Origin of the sequence: Fenollaria timonensis (assembly GCF_001457835.1) — a bacterium.
GTDB classification, from domain to species: Bacteria; Bacillota; Clostridia; order Tissierellales; family Peptoniphilaceae; genus Fenollaria; species Fenollaria timonensis.
Genome location: NZ_LN898229.1, coordinates 14818 through 35763 on the forward strand (window position 1 = coordinate 14818; position 20946 = coordinate 35763).

General features: G+C 37.0%; 21 protein-coding genes. 2 read left to right on the top strand and 19 right to left on the bottom strand.

Annotated features, from left to right (window positions below; translation table 11 throughout):
* Window positions 1-2 precede the first annotated feature (2 nt).
* The 15 genes from pheT to BN3004_RS00170 form a co-directional block, all read right to left on the bottom strand.
* On the bottom strand, window positions 3-2378 hold the full coding sequence (gene pheT, locus BN3004_RS00100; RefSeq protein WP_058259280.1) for a phenylalanine--tRNA ligase subunit beta: 2376 nt from the start codon (window positions 2376-2378) through the stop codon (window positions 3-5).
* A gap of 9 nt (window positions 2379-2387) precedes the next feature.
* Complete coding sequence (gene pheS, locus BN3004_RS00105) at window positions 2388-3410, bottom strand: phenylalanine--tRNA ligase subunit alpha (RefSeq protein ID WP_058259281.1); 1023 nt, start codon at window positions 3408-3410, stop codon at window positions 2388-2390.
* Window positions 3411-3449: 39 nt separating this feature from the next.
* On the bottom strand, window positions 3450-4202 hold the full coding sequence (locus BN3004_RS00110; protein ID WP_058259282.1) for a TrmH family RNA methyltransferase: 753 nt from the start codon (window positions 4200-4202) through the stop codon (window positions 3450-3452).
* A complete protein-coding gene (locus BN3004_RS00115) occupies window positions 4192-4854 on the bottom strand; it encodes a potassium channel family protein (protein ID WP_058259283.1) in 663 nt (220 codons plus the stop codon). Before BN3004_RS00115 ends, BN3004_RS00110 begins: the two co-directional genes overlap by 11 nt.
* An 8-nt stretch (window positions 4855-4862) precedes the next feature.
* Window positions 4863-6206, bottom strand: coding sequence for a TrkH family potassium uptake protein (locus BN3004_RS00120; protein WP_058259284.1), 1344 nt, complete (start codon window positions 6204-6206; stop codon window positions 4863-4865).
* A gap of 69 nt (window positions 6207-6275) precedes the next feature.
* A complete protein-coding gene (gene rplT / locus BN3004_RS00125) occupies window positions 6276-6626 on the bottom strand; it encodes a 50S ribosomal protein L20 (protein ID WP_058259285.1) in 351 nt (116 codons plus the stop codon).
* A 12-nt stretch (window positions 6627-6638) separates the two neighbouring features.
* Window positions 6639-6830 (bottom strand): 50S ribosomal protein L35, encoded by a 192-nt coding sequence (rpmI, locus tag BN3004_RS00130; RefSeq protein ID WP_019214968.1) that lies wholly within the window; start codon window positions 6828-6830, stop codon window positions 6639-6641.
* A gap of 11 nt (window positions 6831-6841) precedes the next feature.
* Window positions 6842-7354 (bottom strand): translation initiation factor IF-3, encoded by a 513-nt coding sequence (gene infC / locus BN3004_RS00135; protein WP_058259286.1) that lies wholly within the window; start codon window positions 7352-7354, stop codon window positions 6842-6844.
* 217 nt (window positions 7355-7571) lie between these two features.
* Window positions 7572-9110, bottom strand: coding sequence for an ATP-binding cassette domain-containing protein (locus tag BN3004_RS00140; RefSeq protein ID WP_058259287.1), 1539 nt, complete (start codon window positions 9108-9110; stop codon window positions 7572-7574).
* 184 nt (window positions 9111-9294) lie between these two features.
* Window positions 9295-10542, bottom strand: coding sequence for a CdaR family protein (locus tag BN3004_RS00145; protein ID WP_058259288.1), 1248 nt, complete (start codon window positions 10540-10542; stop codon window positions 9295-9297).
* Window positions 10499-11359 carry a diadenylate cyclase CdaA gene (gene cdaA / locus BN3004_RS00150; RefSeq protein WP_058259289.1) on the bottom strand — a complete coding sequence of 287 codons (861 nt, stop codon included), beginning with the start codon at window positions 11357-11359 and terminating at the stop codon, window positions 10499-10501. Before cdaA ends, BN3004_RS00145 begins: the two co-directional genes overlap by 44 nt.
* A gap of 8 nt (window positions 11360-11367) precedes the next feature.
* Window positions 11368-13161: an oligoendopeptidase F gene (gene pepF, locus BN3004_RS00155; RefSeq protein WP_058259290.1), complete on the bottom strand. Its 1794-nt coding sequence runs from the start codon at window positions 13159-13161 to the stop codon at window positions 11368-11370.
* Between the two features lie 14 nt (window positions 13162-13175).
* Entirely contained in the window at window positions 13176-14567 is a 1392-nt protein-coding gene (locus BN3004_RS00160; RefSeq protein ID WP_058259291.1) for a peptidoglycan D,D-transpeptidase FtsI family protein, read from the bottom strand.
* Entirely contained in the window at window positions 14560-15789 is a 1230-nt protein-coding gene (locus BN3004_RS00165) for an FtsW/RodA/SpoVE family cell cycle protein (RefSeq protein ID WP_058259292.1), read from the bottom strand. The genes BN3004_RS00160 and BN3004_RS00165 overlap by 8 nt, the downstream gene beginning before the upstream one ends.
* Window positions 15790-16185, bottom strand: a complete 396-nt coding sequence (locus BN3004_RS00170) for an FHA domain-containing protein (RefSeq protein WP_148344887.1) — start codon at window positions 16183-16185, stop codon at window positions 15790-15792. It lies immediately after the preceding gene.
* Window positions 16186-16309: 124 nt separating this feature from the next.
* Here BN3004_RS00170 and BN3004_RS00175 point away from each other — a divergent pair, with 124 nt between their 5' ends.
* Both BN3004_RS00175 and BN3004_RS00180 read left to right on the top strand, forming a co-directional pair.
* The gene (locus BN3004_RS00175; protein WP_058259294.1) at window positions 16310-16750 is read left to right on the top strand and encodes a regulatory protein RecX; all 441 of its coding nucleotides are present in this window, start codon (window positions 16310-16312) and stop codon (window positions 16748-16750) included.
* Window positions 16750-17013, top strand: a complete 264-nt coding sequence (locus BN3004_RS00180; protein WP_082244020.1) for a GIY-YIG nuclease family protein — start codon at window positions 16750-16752, stop codon at window positions 17011-17013. Before BN3004_RS00175 ends, BN3004_RS00180 begins: the two co-directional genes overlap by 1 nt.
* 38 nt (window positions 17014-17051) lie before the next feature.
* Here BN3004_RS00180 and BN3004_RS00185 read toward each other — a convergent pair whose 3' ends face one another.
* From BN3004_RS00185 to BN3004_RS00200, 4 genes are read right to left on the bottom strand one after another with little or no spacing between them, the layout of a single operon-like run.
* The gene (locus BN3004_RS00185; protein WP_058259296.1) at window positions 17052-17432 is read right to left on the bottom strand and encodes a hypothetical protein; all 381 of its coding nucleotides are present in this window, start codon (window positions 17430-17432) and stop codon (window positions 17052-17054) included.
* A 60-nt stretch (window positions 17433-17492) separates the two neighbouring features.
* Entirely contained in the window at window positions 17493-18869 is a 1377-nt protein-coding gene (locus BN3004_RS00190; protein WP_058259297.1) for a hypothetical protein, read from the bottom strand.
* Window positions 18853-20265 carry a sensor histidine kinase gene (locus BN3004_RS00195; RefSeq protein ID WP_058259298.1) on the bottom strand — a complete coding sequence of 471 codons (1413 nt, stop codon included), beginning with the start codon at window positions 20263-20265 and terminating at the stop codon, window positions 18853-18855. Before BN3004_RS00195 ends, BN3004_RS00190 begins: the two co-directional genes overlap by 17 nt.
* Window positions 20249-20941 (bottom strand): response regulator transcription factor, encoded by a 693-nt coding sequence (locus tag BN3004_RS00200; protein WP_058259299.1) that lies wholly within the window; start codon window positions 20939-20941, stop codon window positions 20249-20251. Before BN3004_RS00200 ends, BN3004_RS00195 begins: the two co-directional genes overlap by 17 nt.
* Window positions 20942-20946 lie beyond the last annotated feature (5 nt).

Sequence of the window (20946 nt, forward strand, 5' to 3'; positions counted from 1 at the left end):
CCTTACTTCCTTAAGATGGCAGCGAATTTTTCTTCAAGTGAAGCCAAAATTTCGCTCTCAACTTTTTGTATATCTTTATCTTTAAGAGTCTTTTCGCCTTGATACTTAATCTTGAAGGCTAGTGACTTCTTGTCAGCTCCAAGCTTATCTGACTTATACACGTCAAAGATTTGTACGTCTTTAACGATATCAAAGCCATGCGATAAAATTTCTTTCTTCACATCGCCAAATGGAACAGCATCGTCTATAACTATGGCGTAGTCCCTCTTAACAGCTGGGAATTTATTTATCTTTACATATTTTCTCTCTAGATTAACTAGTGGATATATCTTTTCTAAGTCAAGCTCCATTACATAAACATCTGTTTTTATGGAGAAATTATCGCAAACAGCGTAGTCAATTTGACCAAGGCTTGCAAATTTTTCGCCACCCACGTAAAAGTCAGCACTTCTACCCTTATGGAATATGCTTGTCTCAGTACTTCTCTTCACTTCGTATCCTTCTATAGCAAGTCCCTCTAGTATTTTAACTAAGATGTCCTTAATCATATAGAAGTCACCATAGCCGTAGAAACCTACGGACATAGTCTTGTTCTCGATATACTTACTGCCTTCTTTTTCAAATGTGTTTCCAAATTCAAAGAAAGCGCCTTTTTCGTTCATATTATTGATGTTTAGTGATAAAACTTTAAGCATATTCGCGATAAGTGTTGTTCTCATCGCTCTAAAGTCTTCGCCAAGTGGATTGATTAATTCGATATATTTTCTAAACTCATGATCTTCTTTTAAATTTAGTGCATCATAGTTCTTTGGACTGACGAAGGAATAAGTTAGTATCTCATCCATGCCTTGTCCTATAAGTAAAGTCTTGATGTGCTTATCAATTTGTCTCTTGTAATCAAGCATACCAACTGATGTCTCTGACTTGATAGGTTTTGCTTCAATATTGTGGAAGCCATAGATACGACCAACTTCTTCAGCAATATCTTCTTCGATAGCAAGGTCAGTTCTGTAATATGGTGACTTTGAAATTAAAAGACCGTCTTCATATTTTGTTTCTATACAAAGTCTTGCTAAATTATCAAGCATTGTATCAGCGCTTAAATCGCTACCAAGTAAAGTATTTATTCTAGCTGGATCAGACTTAATCACTTCGTCCTTTTCTTCGTAGTTAACTATGTCGTAGTAACCATCAACTACTGTTCCTACGCCTAATAGCTCGATTAGATAAGCAGCCCTATCAACTGCTTTCTTTGACATTAGTGGTGAAATGCCTTTTTCAAATCTATTTGAGGCTTCTGTTCTTAGGCCAAGTCTCTTCGATGTGTATCTGATTTGAGATCTGTTAAAGCTAGCTCCTTCAAGCATGATAGTCTCAGTACTATCTGTAATAGATGAGTCAAGTCCACCCATGATGCCACCTAGAGCAAGATTGTCACTTCCGTCTGTTATAACAATGTCTTCAGGCTTTAAATCTCTTTCGATTTCATCAAGCGTAGTGAATTTTTCTTCCTTAGCATTTTTTATATGAATTTCTTTTGTTTTGATTGTATTTACGTCAAACGCATGTAGCGGTTCGCCTAGTTCTAGCATAACATAATTTGTTATATCGACTATATTGTTAATAGGTCTAACACCTGACTCCATAAGTCTTTGTTGCATCCAAAGTGGAGAAAGACCTACTTTTACATCTTTTACGACTCTTGCGTAATATCTTAAGCAGTCCTTTGTATCGATGGAGATGTCTTTGATATAATTTTTTATATCATCAGAATCTTTTGCCTCTTTATACTCAGGTTCTTTTAGTTCTTTATCAAACGTTGCCTTTGCTTCCCTTGCCATACCTAAAACGCTTAAGCAGTCAGGTCTGTTTGGTGTAATCTCTATATCTAAAACTTTTTCATCTAAAGCTAGAACTTCTCTTATGTCTTTGCCTATAGGAGTATCTTCGTCAAGAACTAAAACTCCTTCAGCTACTTTTTTATTGATTACGTTTGTGTCGTAGCCAAGCTCAGCTAGTGAGCAGAACATACCATATGAAACCACTCCTCTAAAGTCATGCTCTTCGATTTTATTTCCGCCAGCAATTATTGCTCCAACTGTAGCAAGTGGCACTATGTCGCCTTCTTCTACATTTGGTGCAGCAGTTACTATGACAATCTCATTCTTGCCATCGTCCACATAGCATACTCTTAATCTATCAGCATCTGGATGCTTTTCTATGCGTTTAATCTTAACAGTGATAACTCCCTCAAGTCCTTTAAACGAGTCAACTATACCATCTACATGAGAACCTGTTAAAGTGATGTCTTCAGCTAATTTTTTATTGTCGCAATCAATATTTACATAATCTTTTAGCCATCTAATTGGTAATAACATATCGTCCTCCTAAAACTCATCTAAAAATCTTTGATCGTTTTCGTAAAGCAATCTTATATCGTTGATACCGTACGAAACCATAGTGATTCTGTCAACGCCGAAACCGAAGGCAAATCCAGAGTACTTCTTTGGATCTATGCCGCAGTTCCTAAGTACATTCGGATGTACCATGCCGCAGCCAAGTAATTCCATGGACCAGCCAGTTCCTCCGCAAAATTCGCAGCCTTCGCCGCCGCACTTGTGACAAGTTACGTCAACCTCCATGCTTGGCTCTGTGAATGGGAAGTGATGCGGTCTATATCTTGTTTGTATTTTTTCACCTAAAAGCTCTCTAACAAATTGATCTATGGTAAATTTTAAATTTGCTAGAGAAATATTTTCGCCTACTACAAGTCCTTCCATTTGATAAAACATCGGTGAGTGAGTGTTATCAACGTCATCAAACCTAAATGTTCTTCCGCATGAAACCATCTTTAGTGGTGCTCCGTACTTCTTCATAGCTCTGATTTGTACTGGCGATGTTTGTGTTCTAAGTAAATTTTCTTTATCAATATAAAAAGTATCAGACATATCTCTTGATGGGTGGTCTTGTGGCGCATTAAGTAAGTCAAAGTTATTTTCTACAGTTTCTATCTCAGGTCCTTCTATAACCTTAAAGCCCATCCTCATAAATAAATCTTCAAGTTTTTCCTTAACCTTTATTAGTGGATGCTCATGTCCTAATGAAACTAGATCTTTGTCAATACTTATGTCCAAAGTCTCTTCATCTAATCTTTTTTCTCTTTCAAGAGCGTTTAAGTCGTCAAATTTATTCTTTAGAAGAGCCTCAATGTCTTCTCTTACTTCGTTTGCAAGTTGGCCCATAACAGGTCTTTCTTCAGGCGATAAGGAGCCCATCATCTTAAGTATAGCTGTTAAGTCACCTTTCTTGCCTAAAAATTTAACTCTTAAATCTTCTAAACTCTTTAAGTCCTCAGCCTTTTCAATCAAAGCTTTGGCTTCGTCTTTAATTTTTAATAGTTCTTCTTTCATATGCTTCCTCCGATACCTATATTATACCATATATTCTTACTATTGCATTAAATATCTTTCATATATAATAATCGAGCTCGCTACAGCTAGGTTAAGCGATTCAAGTTTGCCAGTATTGGCTATGGTGATGGTCTCATCACTCATCTTAAATGCTTCCTCTGTTGAGCCATTGCCTTCATTGCCCATGAGTATGAAGGCCTTTTCATCTGTATAGCGCGTGGTCTTGCCTCGTGGCGATGTCGAGTAAACTTTGTATCCCTGCTCTTTGAATGTATTTATTATACTTAGATCTTCATAATGAACGTCAACTAGAAATATGGCTCCCATCGACGCGCGTAAAACCTTTTCGTTGTACACATCGCAGGAGTTTTTTGATAAGATAAGGGTCTTTACTCCAAATGATGCCGCACTTCTAATTATCGTACCTAAATTGCCTGGGTCCTGAATATCTTCTAAGTATAAAACTGTTTTTTCATCAAAGTCATAAGCTTCATTTAAACTCTCTTTGCAAACGGCGATTATGCCTTGAGATGTAACAGTATCTTGTAAATTTTTAAATAAATTATTTTCGATTTTAATAATTTCATAAGACTTATCAGATATATATTCATCATCAAAGTCTTCGTTAATAACTATGTACACTATAGACGCAGAGCGTTCTATAGCCTCATAAACTAATCTTTTGCCTTCAAGAATAAACATAGAATTTTTCTTTCTATACTTTGGCTTCTTTAAGGAATTGATTAGCTTATAAATTTTGTTGTCCTTGGATGTAATTAGACTACTGCTCATTTTGAGAGTCCTTTTCCAAGGCACTTATATCATCAACTTGACCAAGAAGTACCAAAACGTCTCCTTGCTCAAGACCCTTATCTGGTTTTGGTGACACATCAATCTTGTCATCGTTCTTAATAGCAATAACGTTAACGCCGTAAATGTTTCTTAACTTAAGATCAAGCAAGGACTTGCCTACCCATGACTTAAGTATCTTTACTTCGGCAATAGAATATTCGCTAGAAAGCTCGATGTAATCAATGATGTTTTTGAATGTTAAGTTGTGTGCAAGCCTTGTACCCATATCTCTTTCTGGGAAGATAATTTTGTTTGCGCCTATCTTTGATAGTACTTTACCGTGTGACTCACTAGTAGCCTTGGCAATTATAGTCTTAATGCCAAGCTCTTTACAAGTAAGTGTAGCTATGATGCTTGCTTCAAGGTCAGAGCCTATGCTTATAACGGCAACATCAAAGTTAGATAAACCTATCTCCTTAAGTGCCATTTCATTTTTTGCGTCAGCTTCAACAGCGTGAGTAACATAGTCAGCCACTTCACTTATTAAGGCTGGGTCATAGTCTATCGCTAAGACCTCGTGGCCTATCCTTGAAAGCTCCTTTGAAAGTGCCATACCAAATCTTCCAAGTCCAATAATTACAAATGATTTCATATATCCTCCTATCCAACCATTAGGTTGCCTGGTGCGTTTCTAAAGTCTCTCTTCTTGTTTCTCTTAGCAAAAGCGTATGCCATAGTAAGTGGTCCAACCCTACCTATATACATAGTTAGAGTGATGACAAGCCTGCCAAGAGTGCTAAGCTTATCAGTTATGCCTGTACTTAAGCCAACTGTGCCAAAGGCCGATGTTGACTCAAAAAGCAGATTGATAAACTTGAAAGAGCTATCAGTAATAGTTAGTATGATTGCTGTTGAAAAAACTATAGCTAAGCCAATTAAAAATATAGATACAGCTCTCTTTATCGTTTCGAACGGTAGTCTTCTCTTTAAGCAGTTAACATCTTCCTCGCCCTTTACTACGGATATGGTAGTCAGTACTAGACAAGCAAATGTTGTTGTCTTAACTCCGCCGGCTGTTGATCCTGGCGATCCACCTATAAACATAAGCATAATCATTGAGAATATAGTAGTCTCCCTGATACTAGACATATCTACTGAGTAGAAGCCTGCTGTTCTTGGCGAAACGCTTTGGAAAATTGAGTTTGCTAGCTTCCTTGGGAAATTCATTGTACCTAAGGTGCCTGGATTTGTTCTTTCAAATAGAAAAAAGCTAAGTGTGCCTATAGCTAAAAGTGATCCAGTCATGATAAGCACTACCTTAGAGTGAAGCGTTAGCTTTCTTAGCTTATCCTTTGCTAGTAAATCCGCATATACAGTGAAGCCTAGTCCGCCTAATATAATTAATAGCGATAGTATTAATAAAACGTAGTAATCATTTTGAAAGATAATTAATGAATCTCCAAATATATCGAAGCCTGCGTTACAATAAGCGCTTATCGAGTGAAATATGCTAAATGCCAAGCCCTTTTCTAGTCCAAACATTGGTACAAAGCGAAGCGCTAATAGCAAGGAGCCCATAAGCTCAAGAAACAATGTATAGCCAATAACTTTCTTCATTAGTTTTACTATACCTTGTATTGATTCAGTATTTAGTTGCTCCTTAATCATAAGTCTTTCCTTAAAAGATATCTTCTTGCCCATGATTATGTAGCCGACTGTTGCTAGTGTCATTATGCCAAGGCCGCCAAATTGTATAAGTGTAATGATAACTACTTGGCCAAATGGCGTAAAGTCCTTTGCAGTATTAAGTACTGTAAGGCCAGTTACGCACACAGCAGATGCTGATGTGAACAAGCTGTTTACGTAGCCAATAGGGCTACCGCTAGTCGAGGCTATAGGCAAGTTTAAAAGTACGCTACCTATAAGTATTAAGGATAAAAAACCAAGCGCCAAAACTTGTGGCGGGTTCATTTTGTCTTTAAATAGTTTTTTTCTTATTTCCATATATCTATTTTACTACAAATCAAGAATTTTTGCCATATAGAAAAGAAAAAGTTCCCAAAATTGAGAACTTTAAGCATTCTTTGCCATATCAACTAAATTCTTAAAGCTTTCTTTATCATGAATAGCCATTTCGGAAAGCATTTTTCTGTTTATGTCAATATTTAATTTCTTTAAACCACCGATAAATTTGCTATAGCTCATATCGTTTACTCTGCATTCAGCGTTGATTCTAGCTATCCAAAGTTTTCTGAAGTCTCTCTTTCTGTTCTTTCTACCAATATATGCATAGCTTAATGACTTCATAACTGCTTCGTTAGCAGTTCTATATAGCTTGCTCTTTGCGCCAAAATATCCTTTAGCTTGTTTTAAAACTTTTTTATGATTCTTTTTAGAATTTACTGCTCTTTTTACTCTAGCCATTTTGTCCTCCTACTACATTACCATAGAGTCGATTCTCTTTTGATCGCCCTTTGATACTAATGATCCTTTTCTTAAGTTTCTTACTCTCTTAGCAGATTTCTTACCTGTTAAGTGTCCTTTGTATGCTTTGAATCTTTTTAATTTACCAGAAGCTGTTCTTTTAAATCTCTTTGCAGACGCTCTGTGTGTTTTCATCTTTGCCATTTCTATTCCTCCTAATTTTTATTATTTTGAATAACAGTCATCGACATGTTTCTACCTTCTAACTTTGGTGCTTTTTCAACCATAGCCTCAGGACCTAATAGTTCTAGAAATTGATCAAGAACTTCTCTTCCAAGCTCAGTGTGTCCCATCTCTCTACCTCTAAAGCGAACGGATACCTTAACCTTGTCTCCATTTTGAATAAATTTTTTTGTAGTTTTAACTTTAACGTTTAAGTCATGTTCTTCAATGTTTGGAGTCATTCTGATCTCTTTGATATTGATAACTTTTTGCTTCTTCTTAGCTTCCTTGTTCTTCTTTTGTTGCTCATATCTGTACTTACCGTAGTCCATAACTTTACAAACAACAGGGTCAGCGTTTGGAGAAACCATTACAAGGTCTAGTTTAGCAGCTTCTGCTATCTCTAAAGCCTTATTGTTATCGACGATACCATATTGTGTTCCATCTTCTCCTATAAGTCTTATCTTTTGATTTCTAATCTCTTCGTTGATTAGTAGCTCTTTAATTGTTTACACCTCCATTAAAAAAAACGGGCATGAAAAAATGCCCGTACAATTACAATTAATTAACCTTATGAACAACCGGTTATAAGGTGAGAAAGCATTTTCTTCTTGATAATTATTCTTTACTCATATAGTATATACTCATGCAGAGCATTTGTCAAGTACTTTTTTTGATTTTGCAAAAATATTTTACTATGACAATGGTACTAGAGTCATACTACTAATTTATATTAACATTAATTAGGCCACTTGTCAAGTCGTCGTGACTAATGATGAAACATATCCTTTCCTCTCTAGTCTTGTCTAGGTAGTCATATATCTCTTTCGTCGATTCCTTATCAATGTTTGAGCATATCTCATCCAAAACGAGTACGTCAGGATTTTTTAGTAAGGACCTTGCAAATGATATCTTTTGCTTTTCGCCTCCAGATAGATTTGAGCCGCCCATAAGTATCTCGTCGTCAAGGGACTTCTTCTCAAGTATGGATCTGATGAATTGATTTTCTTCTAAGTCAATATGGCTGCCATCATCAAAGTCAAGTAGAAGGTTCTTTCTTAGTGAGCCATTGACTATAGGTGCGTTTTGTACGACATATTCAATACGATCTCTTATGTCTTCGTTTTTACACTTCTCTATGTCTATGCCATTGACTTTAATTATCTTAACGTCTCTAAACTTTACTAGACCTTTGGCAAATGTACTCTTGCCACTACCATTGGCTCCGTTGATTCTGACTATGTCGCCCTTCTTAAGCTTTGCCTTTGCATTAAAGTCAAGCTTCATGTCTTTAATATTTATGCCATTGACATCAAGTTCTATATCATTAATCACGTCAATGTCTTCACTGCCATCGGCTTCTTTATTAGCTATGAGTTCTTTTTCAAAATCTTTTGCTATATCAAAATTTCTCTTCTCGATATTTGAATTAGTTATGGTCGATACATTGGCAAAGTAAAGTGGGAAGATTAAAGTAACAAGTATGATTGAGTAAATGCTGCTACTATGTGCCATGTAGTCATAAACAACTATTAGTAGTAGAAGCGTTTTTATAATCTCGTTAACGCCTTCTAAGACTACCGTCATCGATTGAGCGTACTCGTTGACGCTCGCCATGCTACCATAAACCTTTTCAGTCGCTGGCTCTAGCTTATTGTAAATCACAGACTTATCAGAAAGCTGCTTTACATAGTCGACCTCTTGTATATAAGAAAGTATTTCTTGAAAGCCCATGCCAGTCATCTTTTGCATCTCTTCGGACTTTTTCTTTAGCATTTTATTTAATAATTTATATCCAAAATAGTTTATAGGCAATGCTAAAAACATTATCAAGGCCAAATACAAATTTACATTTGCAATTAGAATCAAGCATACTAAGGCAACTAAAAGTGAGGAGAATATCTGTATGTAGCCACTCATCATGAAGGAGTAGATGCTGTTAACCGAGATTGATGCCCTCTCTAGTAAGTTCATAGCACCCTTTTCGATTATATGATCGTAATTCATATTGAAAATGTTTTTTATGTAAGAAATGAAATTGCCTTTGTTATACTCCTTCGCAAACTTTTCTCTAAATATTGTGAATAGTATCGTAAGCAGTTTTGAAGCAAGTATAAGTAAGACTATGAATACTATCTTCTTCGTATCAAGCGGCGTGCCATTTGCCTTCCACAGCTGAATGAATATCGGTGCAAGTAGTGCTGATATTGATGAACACAGTATCAAGATAAACATGATTATAAAAAATTTTTTGTACTTCATAAGATCCTCCCTTGTAATGATTTAGCAAAATAAATTCCTCTTAACTATATTATACCACCCCCCCCCTAAAAATTTGCAAGCATTATTATATATTAGTAAATCTTATACTTCCTTCATTAATTATAAGTCTTTCTTATATATGGGCAAAAGAAAACTGAGTAATCTCTTACTCAGCTCCCTCATATTAATTATTCTTCATTACAAAGTCTAAACTTATCGCGTTATTAAGTATCTCTATATACTCTTTATCGCTTACTAGCTCAAGTCTTAATTGCTGTTTGCCTTCAGTCGTTACATTTGTTGCATCCGCTGTAAGCTTAAATGTTTCTTCGTCTATCTTGTCTAAAATCGACTTATATCCTTTCAATGTCAAAGTGATATATTCTTCATTTGCATCGCTTAGCTCCAAATCATCTTTTAGATTATTAAGCTCTATATTAGCTAGAGGCACTTTAATTTCTCTTTCAGCTTCTTCCTCTATCTCATAAGTTACGGATATATTTACGTTCTCATCAAGAAGTGAAACTCCTTGTGGAAGTATTGGCTTAACAATAATTTCGCCTTCCTTCGGCTCGACCGCATCGTTAACCTCTATCTTCTCTGTCTTAATTGAGCTGATGGTGTCTAGACCATCTTGTCCTTTAATAACTATCTTTTGTGGACTAGTCTTGATATTAACTATCTTGTAATTGCTTGGCAGATGGCTTACGAAGTCTGTCTCTATATTAACTGACTTTGTCTTATCTATCTGTGCATTGATATTAACAACTTGTGGATATAGGCTCACTTGGTCTATCTGATTATCCTTGATGTCTACTGCATATAATTTACTTGATATTGTAAATGGCCTATCCTTATTTGTTAAATCGATTTCGGCTATGACTTTATCAACTTTTGCTAAATAGCTTTCTGGTCCAGTTAGCTTAACGTTTTCAACATCCATCGATAGCTCTGACAAAGCGTGATTTTCTTTTATCTCGCCTTTTTGCCTTATCTCTATAGGCTTCTTATATGATTCAACGCTGTCAAGGTTAAATAATACCTCATTTGGTCCTACCGATGTTACTTGCAAAGTATTGTATTGACCGATGATTTCGGCTTTGACTGGTATCCTAACTTGGCCTGCATCGTAGCCTCTAAAGTCAATAGCTGCCTTGATATTGTTTTCGTTAATATTATCAAGTTCACTCTTCTTACCCTTTACTTGAACTGTAACTTTTGCCTCATTTGGTCCGAGGTTGACAAGCTTAGTGTTATTAAGGTACTCAACATTTTTAAATGCTACGTTTATATTTCTATATGTTCTTGTTTCTTCTGGATTGACAAGTCCCATAACGTAGTACCAAAGGAAGATGGCAACGATGACTGAGACTATCTTAGCAATGATATTATTCTTGTTCTTGATCTTGAACTTCTTCATCTTGATCTTCATCTTTTGCCCTCCATTTAAATAATGCTTTATCCTCGCTACTTTCTGGTAAATAAACGCTAAGTAGTTTCTCTCTAAGTGTGTTCTCGTCTAGGTATCTTGAGATAACGCCTTCTTCCGCGGTAGATATAGCTCCTGTTTCTTCTGATACTATAACTGCAAGCGCGTCACTCATCTCAGTTACGCCAAGCGCCGCTCTATGTCTTGTGCCTAATTCTCTTGGAACGTTTTGATTGTCTGTTAGTGGCAAGAAGCATGCAGCGGCTCTTACCTTATCGCTCTTAATAACGACCGCCCCGTCATGAAGAGGTGTGTTCGGTATAAAGATATTGATAAGTAAGTCGCTTGATACAAGACCATCTATATCAGTTCCTGTATCAACTATCTCGTTAAGACCAGTTTTTCTCTCGATAACGATAAGCGCTCCTATCTTTTGTCTCGATAGTGATAGGCATGCGTCAACTATCTCATTAACTGTTCTTGAAAAGTTTTCCTTTTTAAAATCGGAAATGGATTTAGAAAAGAACTTCATCCTTCCTATATACTCAAGTCCACGCCTCAACTCTGGCTGAAATACAACAACTAAAGCGATTAAACCTACATTGAATAGGTTTTCGATAAGCCACCTAAGTGTATATAGGTGGAGTACTTCACTTAGCTTGGTAACTATAAGCAAGGCCAAGAAGCCTTTGGTTAGCTGCTCGGCTCTTGTTTGCTTAACAAGCTTGTATAGTTGATATATTATTAGCGCGATTATTGTGATGTCGACAAGGTAGCTTAGTTTAAAATTCGCAAATAGATCGCTAAATTGCTCGAACATAGCTCCTCCTACATAAGTTCTTCAAACTTATCCATGAACTCGTTAAATGTATCTAAACTGTTTAGTATTGGGTCCTTAGTAGTCATATCCACGCCAGCTTCTTTAAGTATATCGATTGGGTACTCGCTTGAGCCCTTTGACAAGAAGCCAAGATATTTTTCAACTGCTCCTTCTTCTTTAGAAAGCACTTTTCTTGCAAATTCAGTTGCGCAGCTAATACCTGTTGAGTATTGGAATACGTAGAAGTTGTAGTAGAAGTGAGGTATTCTAGCCCATTCGTACTTGATTTTCTCGTCAACAACTACATCGTCACCATAGTAGAACTTATTTAAATCATAGTAAGTCTTGTTTAAGAAATCCGCGTTTATAGTACCGCCTTCTTGAGCATATTTGTGAATTATATTTTCAAATTCAGCAAACATCGCTTGTCTATACAATGTAGTTCTGAATGTTTCAAGATAATTGTCTATGAAATATAATTTTTCTTCCTTAGTCTTAGCATTATCAATCATGTAGTGAGTTAATAGCGTTTCATTCATAGTTGAAGCTATTTCTGCTAAGAATATGCTGTAGTTAGCGTATTGAATCGGTTGAGTAGTGTTTGTTAAGTATGAGTGCATTGAGTGACCCATTTCGTGACAGCATGTGAATAGTGAGTCAACTGATTTATTATGGTTTAATAAGATGTATGGGTAAGTGCCCTTAACACCTGATGAGAAGGCTCCGCCTCTCTTGCCCTTTGTTTCATATACGTCAACCCATCTTGAATGATATCCCTTGTATGCAATGTCTTGATATTCTTTGCCAAGTGGAGCGATTGCTTCTTTGATAATTTCTGTTGCTTCTGGATAATCAATTTCAAATTTTAAGCTGCTAAGCATTGGCATATAGATATCATACATGTGTTGCTCTTTAAGGCCCATGTATTTCTTTCTAAGCTTCATATATCTATGAAGGTAATGAATCTTGTCATGAACTGACTCGATAAGATTGTCATAGATCTTTTCATCAACAGCATTGGCAAATAATGCAGCTTCTCTAGCGCTCTTGAAGTTTCTTACTTCAGCTCTGAAGATGTTTTTCTTAACAGCTGCCTTTAATGTAGCCGCAAGCATATTTATATGGTCAGCGTAATTGTCATAGTATGTGTTGAATGTATTTTTTCTTAATACTTCATCATCTGAAGCCAATAGCTTAGTGAACACGCCAGGGCTTAGTGGATGCATCTTGCCATCTTTATCTGCTACTGAATCAAATTTTAAATCAGCATATGAAAACATTTGGTAGATGTCATCTGGTGCGCTATATAGGTCGCCTGCTTTAGATAGAAGTGCTTCTTCTTTTTCGCTTAGTGTGTGAGCTTCGTATCTAAGTATGTCTTCGAAAGTCTTTCTATACTCTTCAAGACCTTTTTCTTCAGCTATAAAGTCTTCAATCTTCTTTCTTCCTAGCTTTAATATTTCAGGTGATTCAAAGGCTAAGCTTGTTGAAAACTTAATTTCAGCAGTTTGTGCCTTGCCTATAAGCTCTTGACTCTTAGTATCTGTAGTGTCTTGTGAAAATTTTAAGCTTGCATAAACATAAATTAATTCAAGTCTGTGAATTAAATCATATTTTAACTTAGTGAATTCATATAAAGTCTTTGCGCTTTCACCAAGTCTTCCTTCATAATCACTTAGCTTTGTAAAGTCTTTGCAGAAGCTGTCATACTCTTCAGCCCACTTTTCATCGCTTTCAAAGATTTTTGTCAAATCCCACTTAAATTGTTCGTCAATTTGATCTCTTGTTTTTAATTCGTCCATATTAACATCCCTTTCTATTTATTATAATTTTTTATTAGATAATCATTTATCATCTTAGTAATGCCTTGCATTTGATAGCCCATCTTCCTTTGGTCTTCACTCACAACGCAGATGCTGTAGTCAAGCTTATCAGACTGTATAAAGCTTACGAGCCAAGCGTTATACTTACCCTTTCCAAGCTCAGCCGTACCAGTTTTGGCACCTATTGTAAAGCCTTTTCTTTGTAAGGAGCTTGCTGTTCCAGTCCTTGCAGTCTCTATCATCGCCTCTTTAACCTTGTCGGCGTCCTCTTTCTTGCCTATGGTCTTGTATACTTCACTCTTAGTTGATTCAAGCAAAGTGCCCTTATTGTCCTTGACCATCTTGACTAAATAAGGCTTCATCATAACCCCTTCCTTGGCAATGGCACTCGTAGCCATAAGCATGTTGAGTGGACTAACGAGTATCGAGCCTTGGCCAATGGCGTCAGATGCAATCTCAGTTTTGCCGGCGTCTCTATTTAGCTTTGACTTAGCAAAAACTAAATCAAAATCAAAGTTCTTATCGATGTAAAACTCTTCAATCGTATCAAAAAATTCATCCTTATCCATATTCATAACTTTATTTATAAAATATGTGTTTATGGATTTGCTCATGGCAGTGTTTAGATTGACCTCGCCATATTTATTGCCGCCAGAATTTTTGAATATATATGAGTCGACGGTCTCCTTACCTGTATCTGTGTAGCTTAGGTCCTGCTTTGACTTAAGTATCGCCATAGCGCTAACAAGTTTAAATGTCGATCCCGGCTGATATAGGCCTTGTGTTGCTCTATTTAAGAGCTCGCCGTTATTTGAGTTAACAAAGTCGTCCCAGTTTTGATCTATGCTTGATGGATTAAAACCAGGATTTGAGTGCATTGCAAGTATCTCTCCAGTCCTATTGTCCATGACGATGACGGCGCCTTTTTCCCTAGCAAAGTTTTTCTCAATAAGCGCTTCTAAATTGTTATCTATAGATAAAACTAGTGACTTACCAGCTCTGTCGTTAAATATCTTTCTGATGTCCTTGAAGTAATCGTCCTTGTCAGTACCTGTCAAGACATCATTGAAGGTGCTTTCAAGACCTTGCTTGCCATACTTTTTGCTTGTGTAACCAATTACGTGCGAGTACCTTTGTCCAAATGGATATACCCTAGTCTTTTCTTCGCCCTTTACCTTTGTTTCGGCAAGAACCACGCCATTCCTATCGTAAATATTTCCTCTAATAACATTCTCTTCGTCGACCCTATTCCTTCTATTGTAAGGATTGTTTTTAATGTCCTTAGCTAAGAATAATTGGAAATATGTCAAGTAGACTATAATCCCAAAGAAGGCCGTTAAGAATATTAGTAGTGAAATAATAATTCTCTTATTCGTCCTATCCATCGACTTCACCTTCTATGCTCGAAAGCTGCACCATGGCTAGTACTATGAAGGACGCGAGGATCGACGTGCCTCCATAGGCAACGAAGGGCAAGGTAACCCCTGTCAGTGGTATTAGCTTAAGTACGCCGCCTAAAATCAGTAGCGACTGAATTGAAAATAATACCGCGCAGTTGAAGCTCAGCGCCTTGTAGAATGTGTCGTTCGACTTTAGTGATATCTTAAACATCCTCGATATTAGCATGATGAATAGCATTATGATTGCGATGCCAACTAGTGTACCCATCTCCTCGCATATAGCTGCGAAGATAAAGTCGCTTGTCGCAACGGGTATAGTCTTTGGCAGCCCTAGGCCAATGCCTGTTCCGACGAAGCCGCCTGAACTGATGGCGAAGAGCGATTGTGTTATCTGTAGACCTATGCCGTCCATGTAGTCCCATGGATTGATAAAGCTCAAGACCCTTATTCTTACGTGGCTAAATAGCTTGTAGCTCACAACACTCATCACGACTGCTAAAGCTAGGTTCACATACTTTATATACTTTTTCTTCTCAAAGACAAACTCGCTAAACATCATCATACCGTAGATGATAACTGCAGAGCCAAGGTCCTTTTGCAAGAAGAAAAACATTATGAAGCTATATGAGATAAGCGTGAATATCTCTGGTCCAAACTTGATTGAGGCGTACCTCTTATAATTTTTGTAGTAAATCGCCTGCAAGAATATATAGAGTATTTTGATGAACTCTCCCGGTTGAAACCTGATCTTGCCTATCCTAATCCAGTTTCTCGCCCCATACTTCGTCTTGCCAAAGACAAGCGTTATTATAAAAAGTATGTAGATGAGTGCCAAGACTAGGAAAAACATCTTATCAAATTTATTTTTCATTGCCGTCATTATGAAGATGGCTAGATAAAAAACAACTATACCTAAACTTATCCATATAATTTGTCTAAAGCCACTCGCCTCATCAAGCCTTAGTATTTCGAATGTACCTATTGAAAATAGCATTGAGACTATAAGGTTTAAGTAGCGATCCGCCTTTGGCGATATCTTTATAAGCAAAATATTAAGTAAATAGATAAGTACAAGTACGCCAGTCGTATAATATATAAAATTTTTCGTCGGCTTCATGTCCTTGTAAAAGAAGAATAAACTTAGTTCAAGTATTACAAACATGAAGACCAATAGTAAAGGCCTTGATATGTTTACTTTCTTTTTCATTTATATCTCCCTATTAACAAAAACAAATTTAATGTCATTAAGCTCAATGATGTCGCCGTCCTCTAAGATGACTTCGTCCTCGATCTTAGTGCCATTGACATAAGTACCGTTCTTACTATCAAGATCCGTTAAGTAATACTCTCCCTCGTCCTCTTCGATTATGAAGTGATTCTTCGACACAAACTTGTAGTCAAGCCTTATGTCCGAGTACCTATCACGGCCAACGCTTAAGCTCTCTCTGATTGGATATATCTTGTCCTTCTCCTCGTCATCGATGAGCATCAAGTAAGCGCCCTTCCTCGAGACTTGAGTAGACTTAATGTCTTGAAATATCATCTTCGCTATTTGAAAGACGAAGGCATATATAATTATGATGAATATATATTTTAATATCATAGACAGTATTGAAAAAAAGTCCACAGCTTTCACCTCACCTTTATTTTATCACAAATCAATAGTTTTTGCTATGGATATTGAAAAATATTTACTAATCTGTTAGAATTAATTATAGAGGTGTATCATGAACGAGAAAGCTTATAACTATGCAATTAAATATTTGAAGAACATTAAGACGAAGAAGGATGTCTACGATTACTTGATCAGAAAAGGATTCAATGATGAAGAAACGAGTGAGGTCTGTGACTACATAGAAGAAGTAGGCCTTGTCGATGACGATTTATATGTAAAGTTTTTTGTGGAAGATAGTTTTCGCATCAAGAACAAAGGCGCGAGAAAGATAGTCTATGAACTAAAACAAAGAGGCATCGATGACGATAAGATTGAAGAAGCAATAGAAGAAGCAAGTGATATGGAGTATGAGGCGCTTAAAGAGGCTTACGAGAGAAAGCTCGAGGCGACTAAGAGCGAGACTGACCCATACAAGAGAAAGAACAAGATTATTCGCTTTTTAATAAGCAGAGGCTTTGACTACTCCGACATCAAGGACATAGTCGATTTATAATGAATAAGCTTTATTATATCTACATGCTTAGGTGCAAGGACGGCTCCATCTACACTGGCTACACTGATAATATTTATAAGCGCATAGAAAAACATAGGAGCGGTAAGGGCGCTAAGTACACAAGAGGCCGCGGTCCTTTTGAGCTAGTTCACTACGAGAGCTTCCTTACTAAGGAAGAAGCGATGCAAAGAGAGGCAGCTATAAAGAAGCTTACGAAAGAAGCTAAATTAAAGTTAATAGAGGAAGACGCAAAAAAAGAGTAGGCAAATCTGTCTACTCTTGTATTTTTATATGATCTACTCTATTTACTTGTTTCTTCACTCTTAGCTCTTGTACTTACTCTGGTCTTCCTTGACTTTCTCCTCTTAGCCATCGACCCCATCGCTATAGCTACAAAGAGTGATGTAAATGCCGCCGTTAAGGAAATGATGGCAAGTTTCATATCAACGATTGACGCTTGCAATATACTTCTCTTATTGCCCTTTAATAAAACTACTGCAGCAAATATTATTAAGCCTATAGTCGGTATATACTTAACAAACTTATACTTCATAAAGGCTATGTGCAAAAATAAAACTAAAACAGCAAAGACAAGTGCAACTATAAATAGAAGCGATGTCTCTGTCATATACGGTTTTACTTCTGTAAGTATTTTTTCTAAAATTGATTTTATAGTACCCATTACTTCACCTTCGCTATGATTACTAATTATACTACATATGAGCCCTATTTGCAAGCTTAATTATTTTATCTTCTTCACACCAAGCGAGATAAATTTTTCTTTCCACATATCGCCGTATTGGCCGAGTGCCCACTCATTCATTATTATCTTTGAGTTTAAGTCAATGGAGAAGATCTCGTCCATAATCTCATCTCTATATACACTGTAAGCAGCGAGCGTCTTGTCCTTATATATCATGACCATGGACTTGTTTGGCGCACTAAAGGCGTCTTTAAGCTTAGGAAACTTCTCTTTCAATGTCTCGTAATTGAAGTAGAGCTCGTCGAAGCGCACAAGATTTTTATTTGGCTTCTTCATGACGTAGCTGTCCTTATATAGACCCGGATACTTCGTGTCATAGTCCCTCTGCTTAAGTATCCAGTAGCCGTTGTTCCTTACTACTGTTAAGTTTCTCGCATCGTTTAAGCTGTTTTTAAACTCATCCATGCTATAAGTCTTTGTATTATCTGTTTCACCCTCATCTATTAGTTCACGAAGCGCGGCTTTATTGTTTTGGCTGTAATTATCTAAGAAATATATACCTATGTCGCCATTGTCCCTAAGCTTTGACTCTATCTCATATGAGAAATAGTCGTTGCCAACGAAGAGTATCTTTCTCATCCTATCAAGCTCTTTTTCGTTTTGCGCGTCATAAAGTACAAGCGATTCAAAAGTATTGACATGGTCATTAATAACTAAGAAGTCTTCTTGATAGATACCGTCCTTTTCAATTTTGGCGCACTCAATCCTCGCAAAGCCATCACGCCTTGGCACTAGTAGGTAATCAAGCTCATAAGCTTCGCCCTTGTAAGGCTGCATGTATATAGTCTTATATGTCGATGCACCGTCCTTGTCCTCTCTAAGACCTAGTAAAAAGCCAATATTTTCATCTATGGCTTCGCTAGCACCTGCTTCAGTGCTATCAACAAGAGCAACTAGCTCCTTCATGTGCACTTCATCAAGCGCCTTGTCTGTCTTAGTAAGCGTGTAGAGGTACTTACCTAGCTTAATCATCATCTTGTCCTCACTTATGATGAGGTCATATCTAAAGCTATCATCTTCGTAGATGGAGTAAACATCTGCATCAAGGCCACCCGTATCATTAAGCTCTATCTTGTAATTAAAGAATAGATAGTCCTTCAAAGATACTTTTCTATATTTAGTCTTCGCGTCTTTGATGACGTCGTTACCTATAATGTAGTCATCGTCACTGATGTAGATGTAGTCATCTACCCTAAGTGCAGCGTCGACTTCTTTTTGCTTTTCCTCTACGTCCTTTATCTCTTTCACTTGCCAAACGCCATATAGGTCTGGGTTTGATATTGTATTTTTTGGCGCGCATGAAGCGAGTAAGAATGATACTATCACCAGGCTTATCAAGCTAAGAATCTTTTTCATCTTTAATCTCCTTCGCTAGCCTTAGAATAAACTTAGTGCCTTCGCCCGGCTTTGACTCAACGCCCACGCTTCCCTTATGAAGCTCGACTATCTCCTTGACTATGGCAAGGCCAACGCCCGTATGTGATTTAGATTTTTTGCCTGCATAAAATTTTTCGAAGATGTATTTGATTTCGTCTTCATCTATGCCGACGCCTTCATCTATGACTTCTATAAAGAAATTATCCTTATCTTGATATAGATTTATGGTGATAAGACCATGCTCTTTATTGAACTTAACTGCATTATCAAGAAGATTAATCATGACCTGCTTGATCCTATTCTCATCGCCATAATAAATGTAGGAGGCGTCAGATACATTAAGTTCGATTCTCTCCTTGTTCTTCTCAAGCTTTGGAAATACTTGCTTAGTAATATTTTCGACACAGATCTTTAAATCGAAATAATCTTTATTAAGTGAAATCTTTCCTGAGATAAGTCTTGAAAAATCAAGTAACTCTTCTAGTAATGAGCTAAGTCTTTCACTCTCGCTAATCAAAATGTCATGAGCAAGCTCTGTCGTCTCTTCATCGAGGTCACCGTCTTTAAGCGTATATGCCCAGCCAGTTAATGATGTAAGCGGCGTTCTTAGCTCGTGAGAGATGTTTGCGATAAATTCGTTCTTAAGCTCGTCATGCTTGATAATCTCGTCTGATAGTGTGTTCATCGCGTTTGATAGCTCACCTATTTCATTTTTTAGATCAAGCTTGGACTTCTCCTTGTAGTTGCCCTTTGACATGCGATTTGCTATCCTTGTTAAGTACTTAATTGGATTTACAATGGAATCACTTATAAAATTAGAAATAATAATACATAAAAACAAGACTAAAAGGCTTATTGCCGCTATGATGATAGATAGTTTACTAGTAAAATCATCAACTTGCCCTAAGCCGAAAAACAATCTTAAATAATATATAGGCTCCTCATTATGCTTGACAGCCGTACTAACAGTTAGGACCCTATCGCCGCTAGCTGAGTCACGTCCTATCCATGTCGCACTGCCATTATTAATAAGAGAATCAATCTCTGGAACGGCAGTGTACTTATATCCTTCCGAGTCAAATAGTACTGTGCCGTCAATGTCCAAGATCTCAAGCCTTTGATCGATGTTGTTGTAGAAGAGGTTTGGATGCTGGTTAATCGCTTCCTTTATCTTGTCATTGCTTGTAAAGCCATAAAACTTCTTGTCATAGTCCACATACATATCCAAAGTGTCCTTCGCGTTCTTTATGGTTTGCTTATAGTAAAAGCGCTTGAACATATATGAACTGAATATATTTATCAGCACAAGCGAGATAAAGACAAGTAAGATGAAGTTTTGCATCAAGCTCTTCTTCAAGCTATTCTTTGTACTCAAACGTAAATCCCTCTCCCCAAATAGTTTTTAAATGTTCAGGATTTGATGGATCCTTCTCTATCTTCTTTCTAAGTCTAGATATATTGACGTCGACAAGCTTAGTATCCATTAGGTAGTCGTAGCCCCAAACTGTTTTGACTATGTCCTTTCTCTTTACAAGCGTATTTGCATTTTCAATTAGATACTTAATTATGCCAAACTCAGTCGGTGTTAGCTCAATTAAATTGCCATCGACATAAAAATCTTTTAAGTTAAGATCAATTCTAAACTTGCCAAGAACAATTTCGTTCTCTTCCCTCTTGTTGTCTGTGATAAGCCTTCTGCTGATGGACTTGATCCTCAAGATAAGCTCCTTCGGGTTGAATGGCTTTGACAAGTAATCGTCGGCTCCTGATTCAAAGGCGTTTATCTTGTCAATGTCCTCGCTCTTTGCAGTCAGCATGATGATAGCCATGTGTGGATAAACTTCCCTAAGTATCTTTAGTAGCGTAACTCCATCCATCTTCTCAAGCATTATATCAAGGACTGCTATCTCAAAGCTTTGTGTCTTGCACGCCTCAAGTGCCTCCTCAGCGCTCGGAAAGTCGCTGACAAGGTAGCCTTCCTTCTCTAAATTTATCTTAACAAACTTTCTTATAGCCGCTTCGTCTTCGACTAAAAGTACTCTGTAACTCATATAAT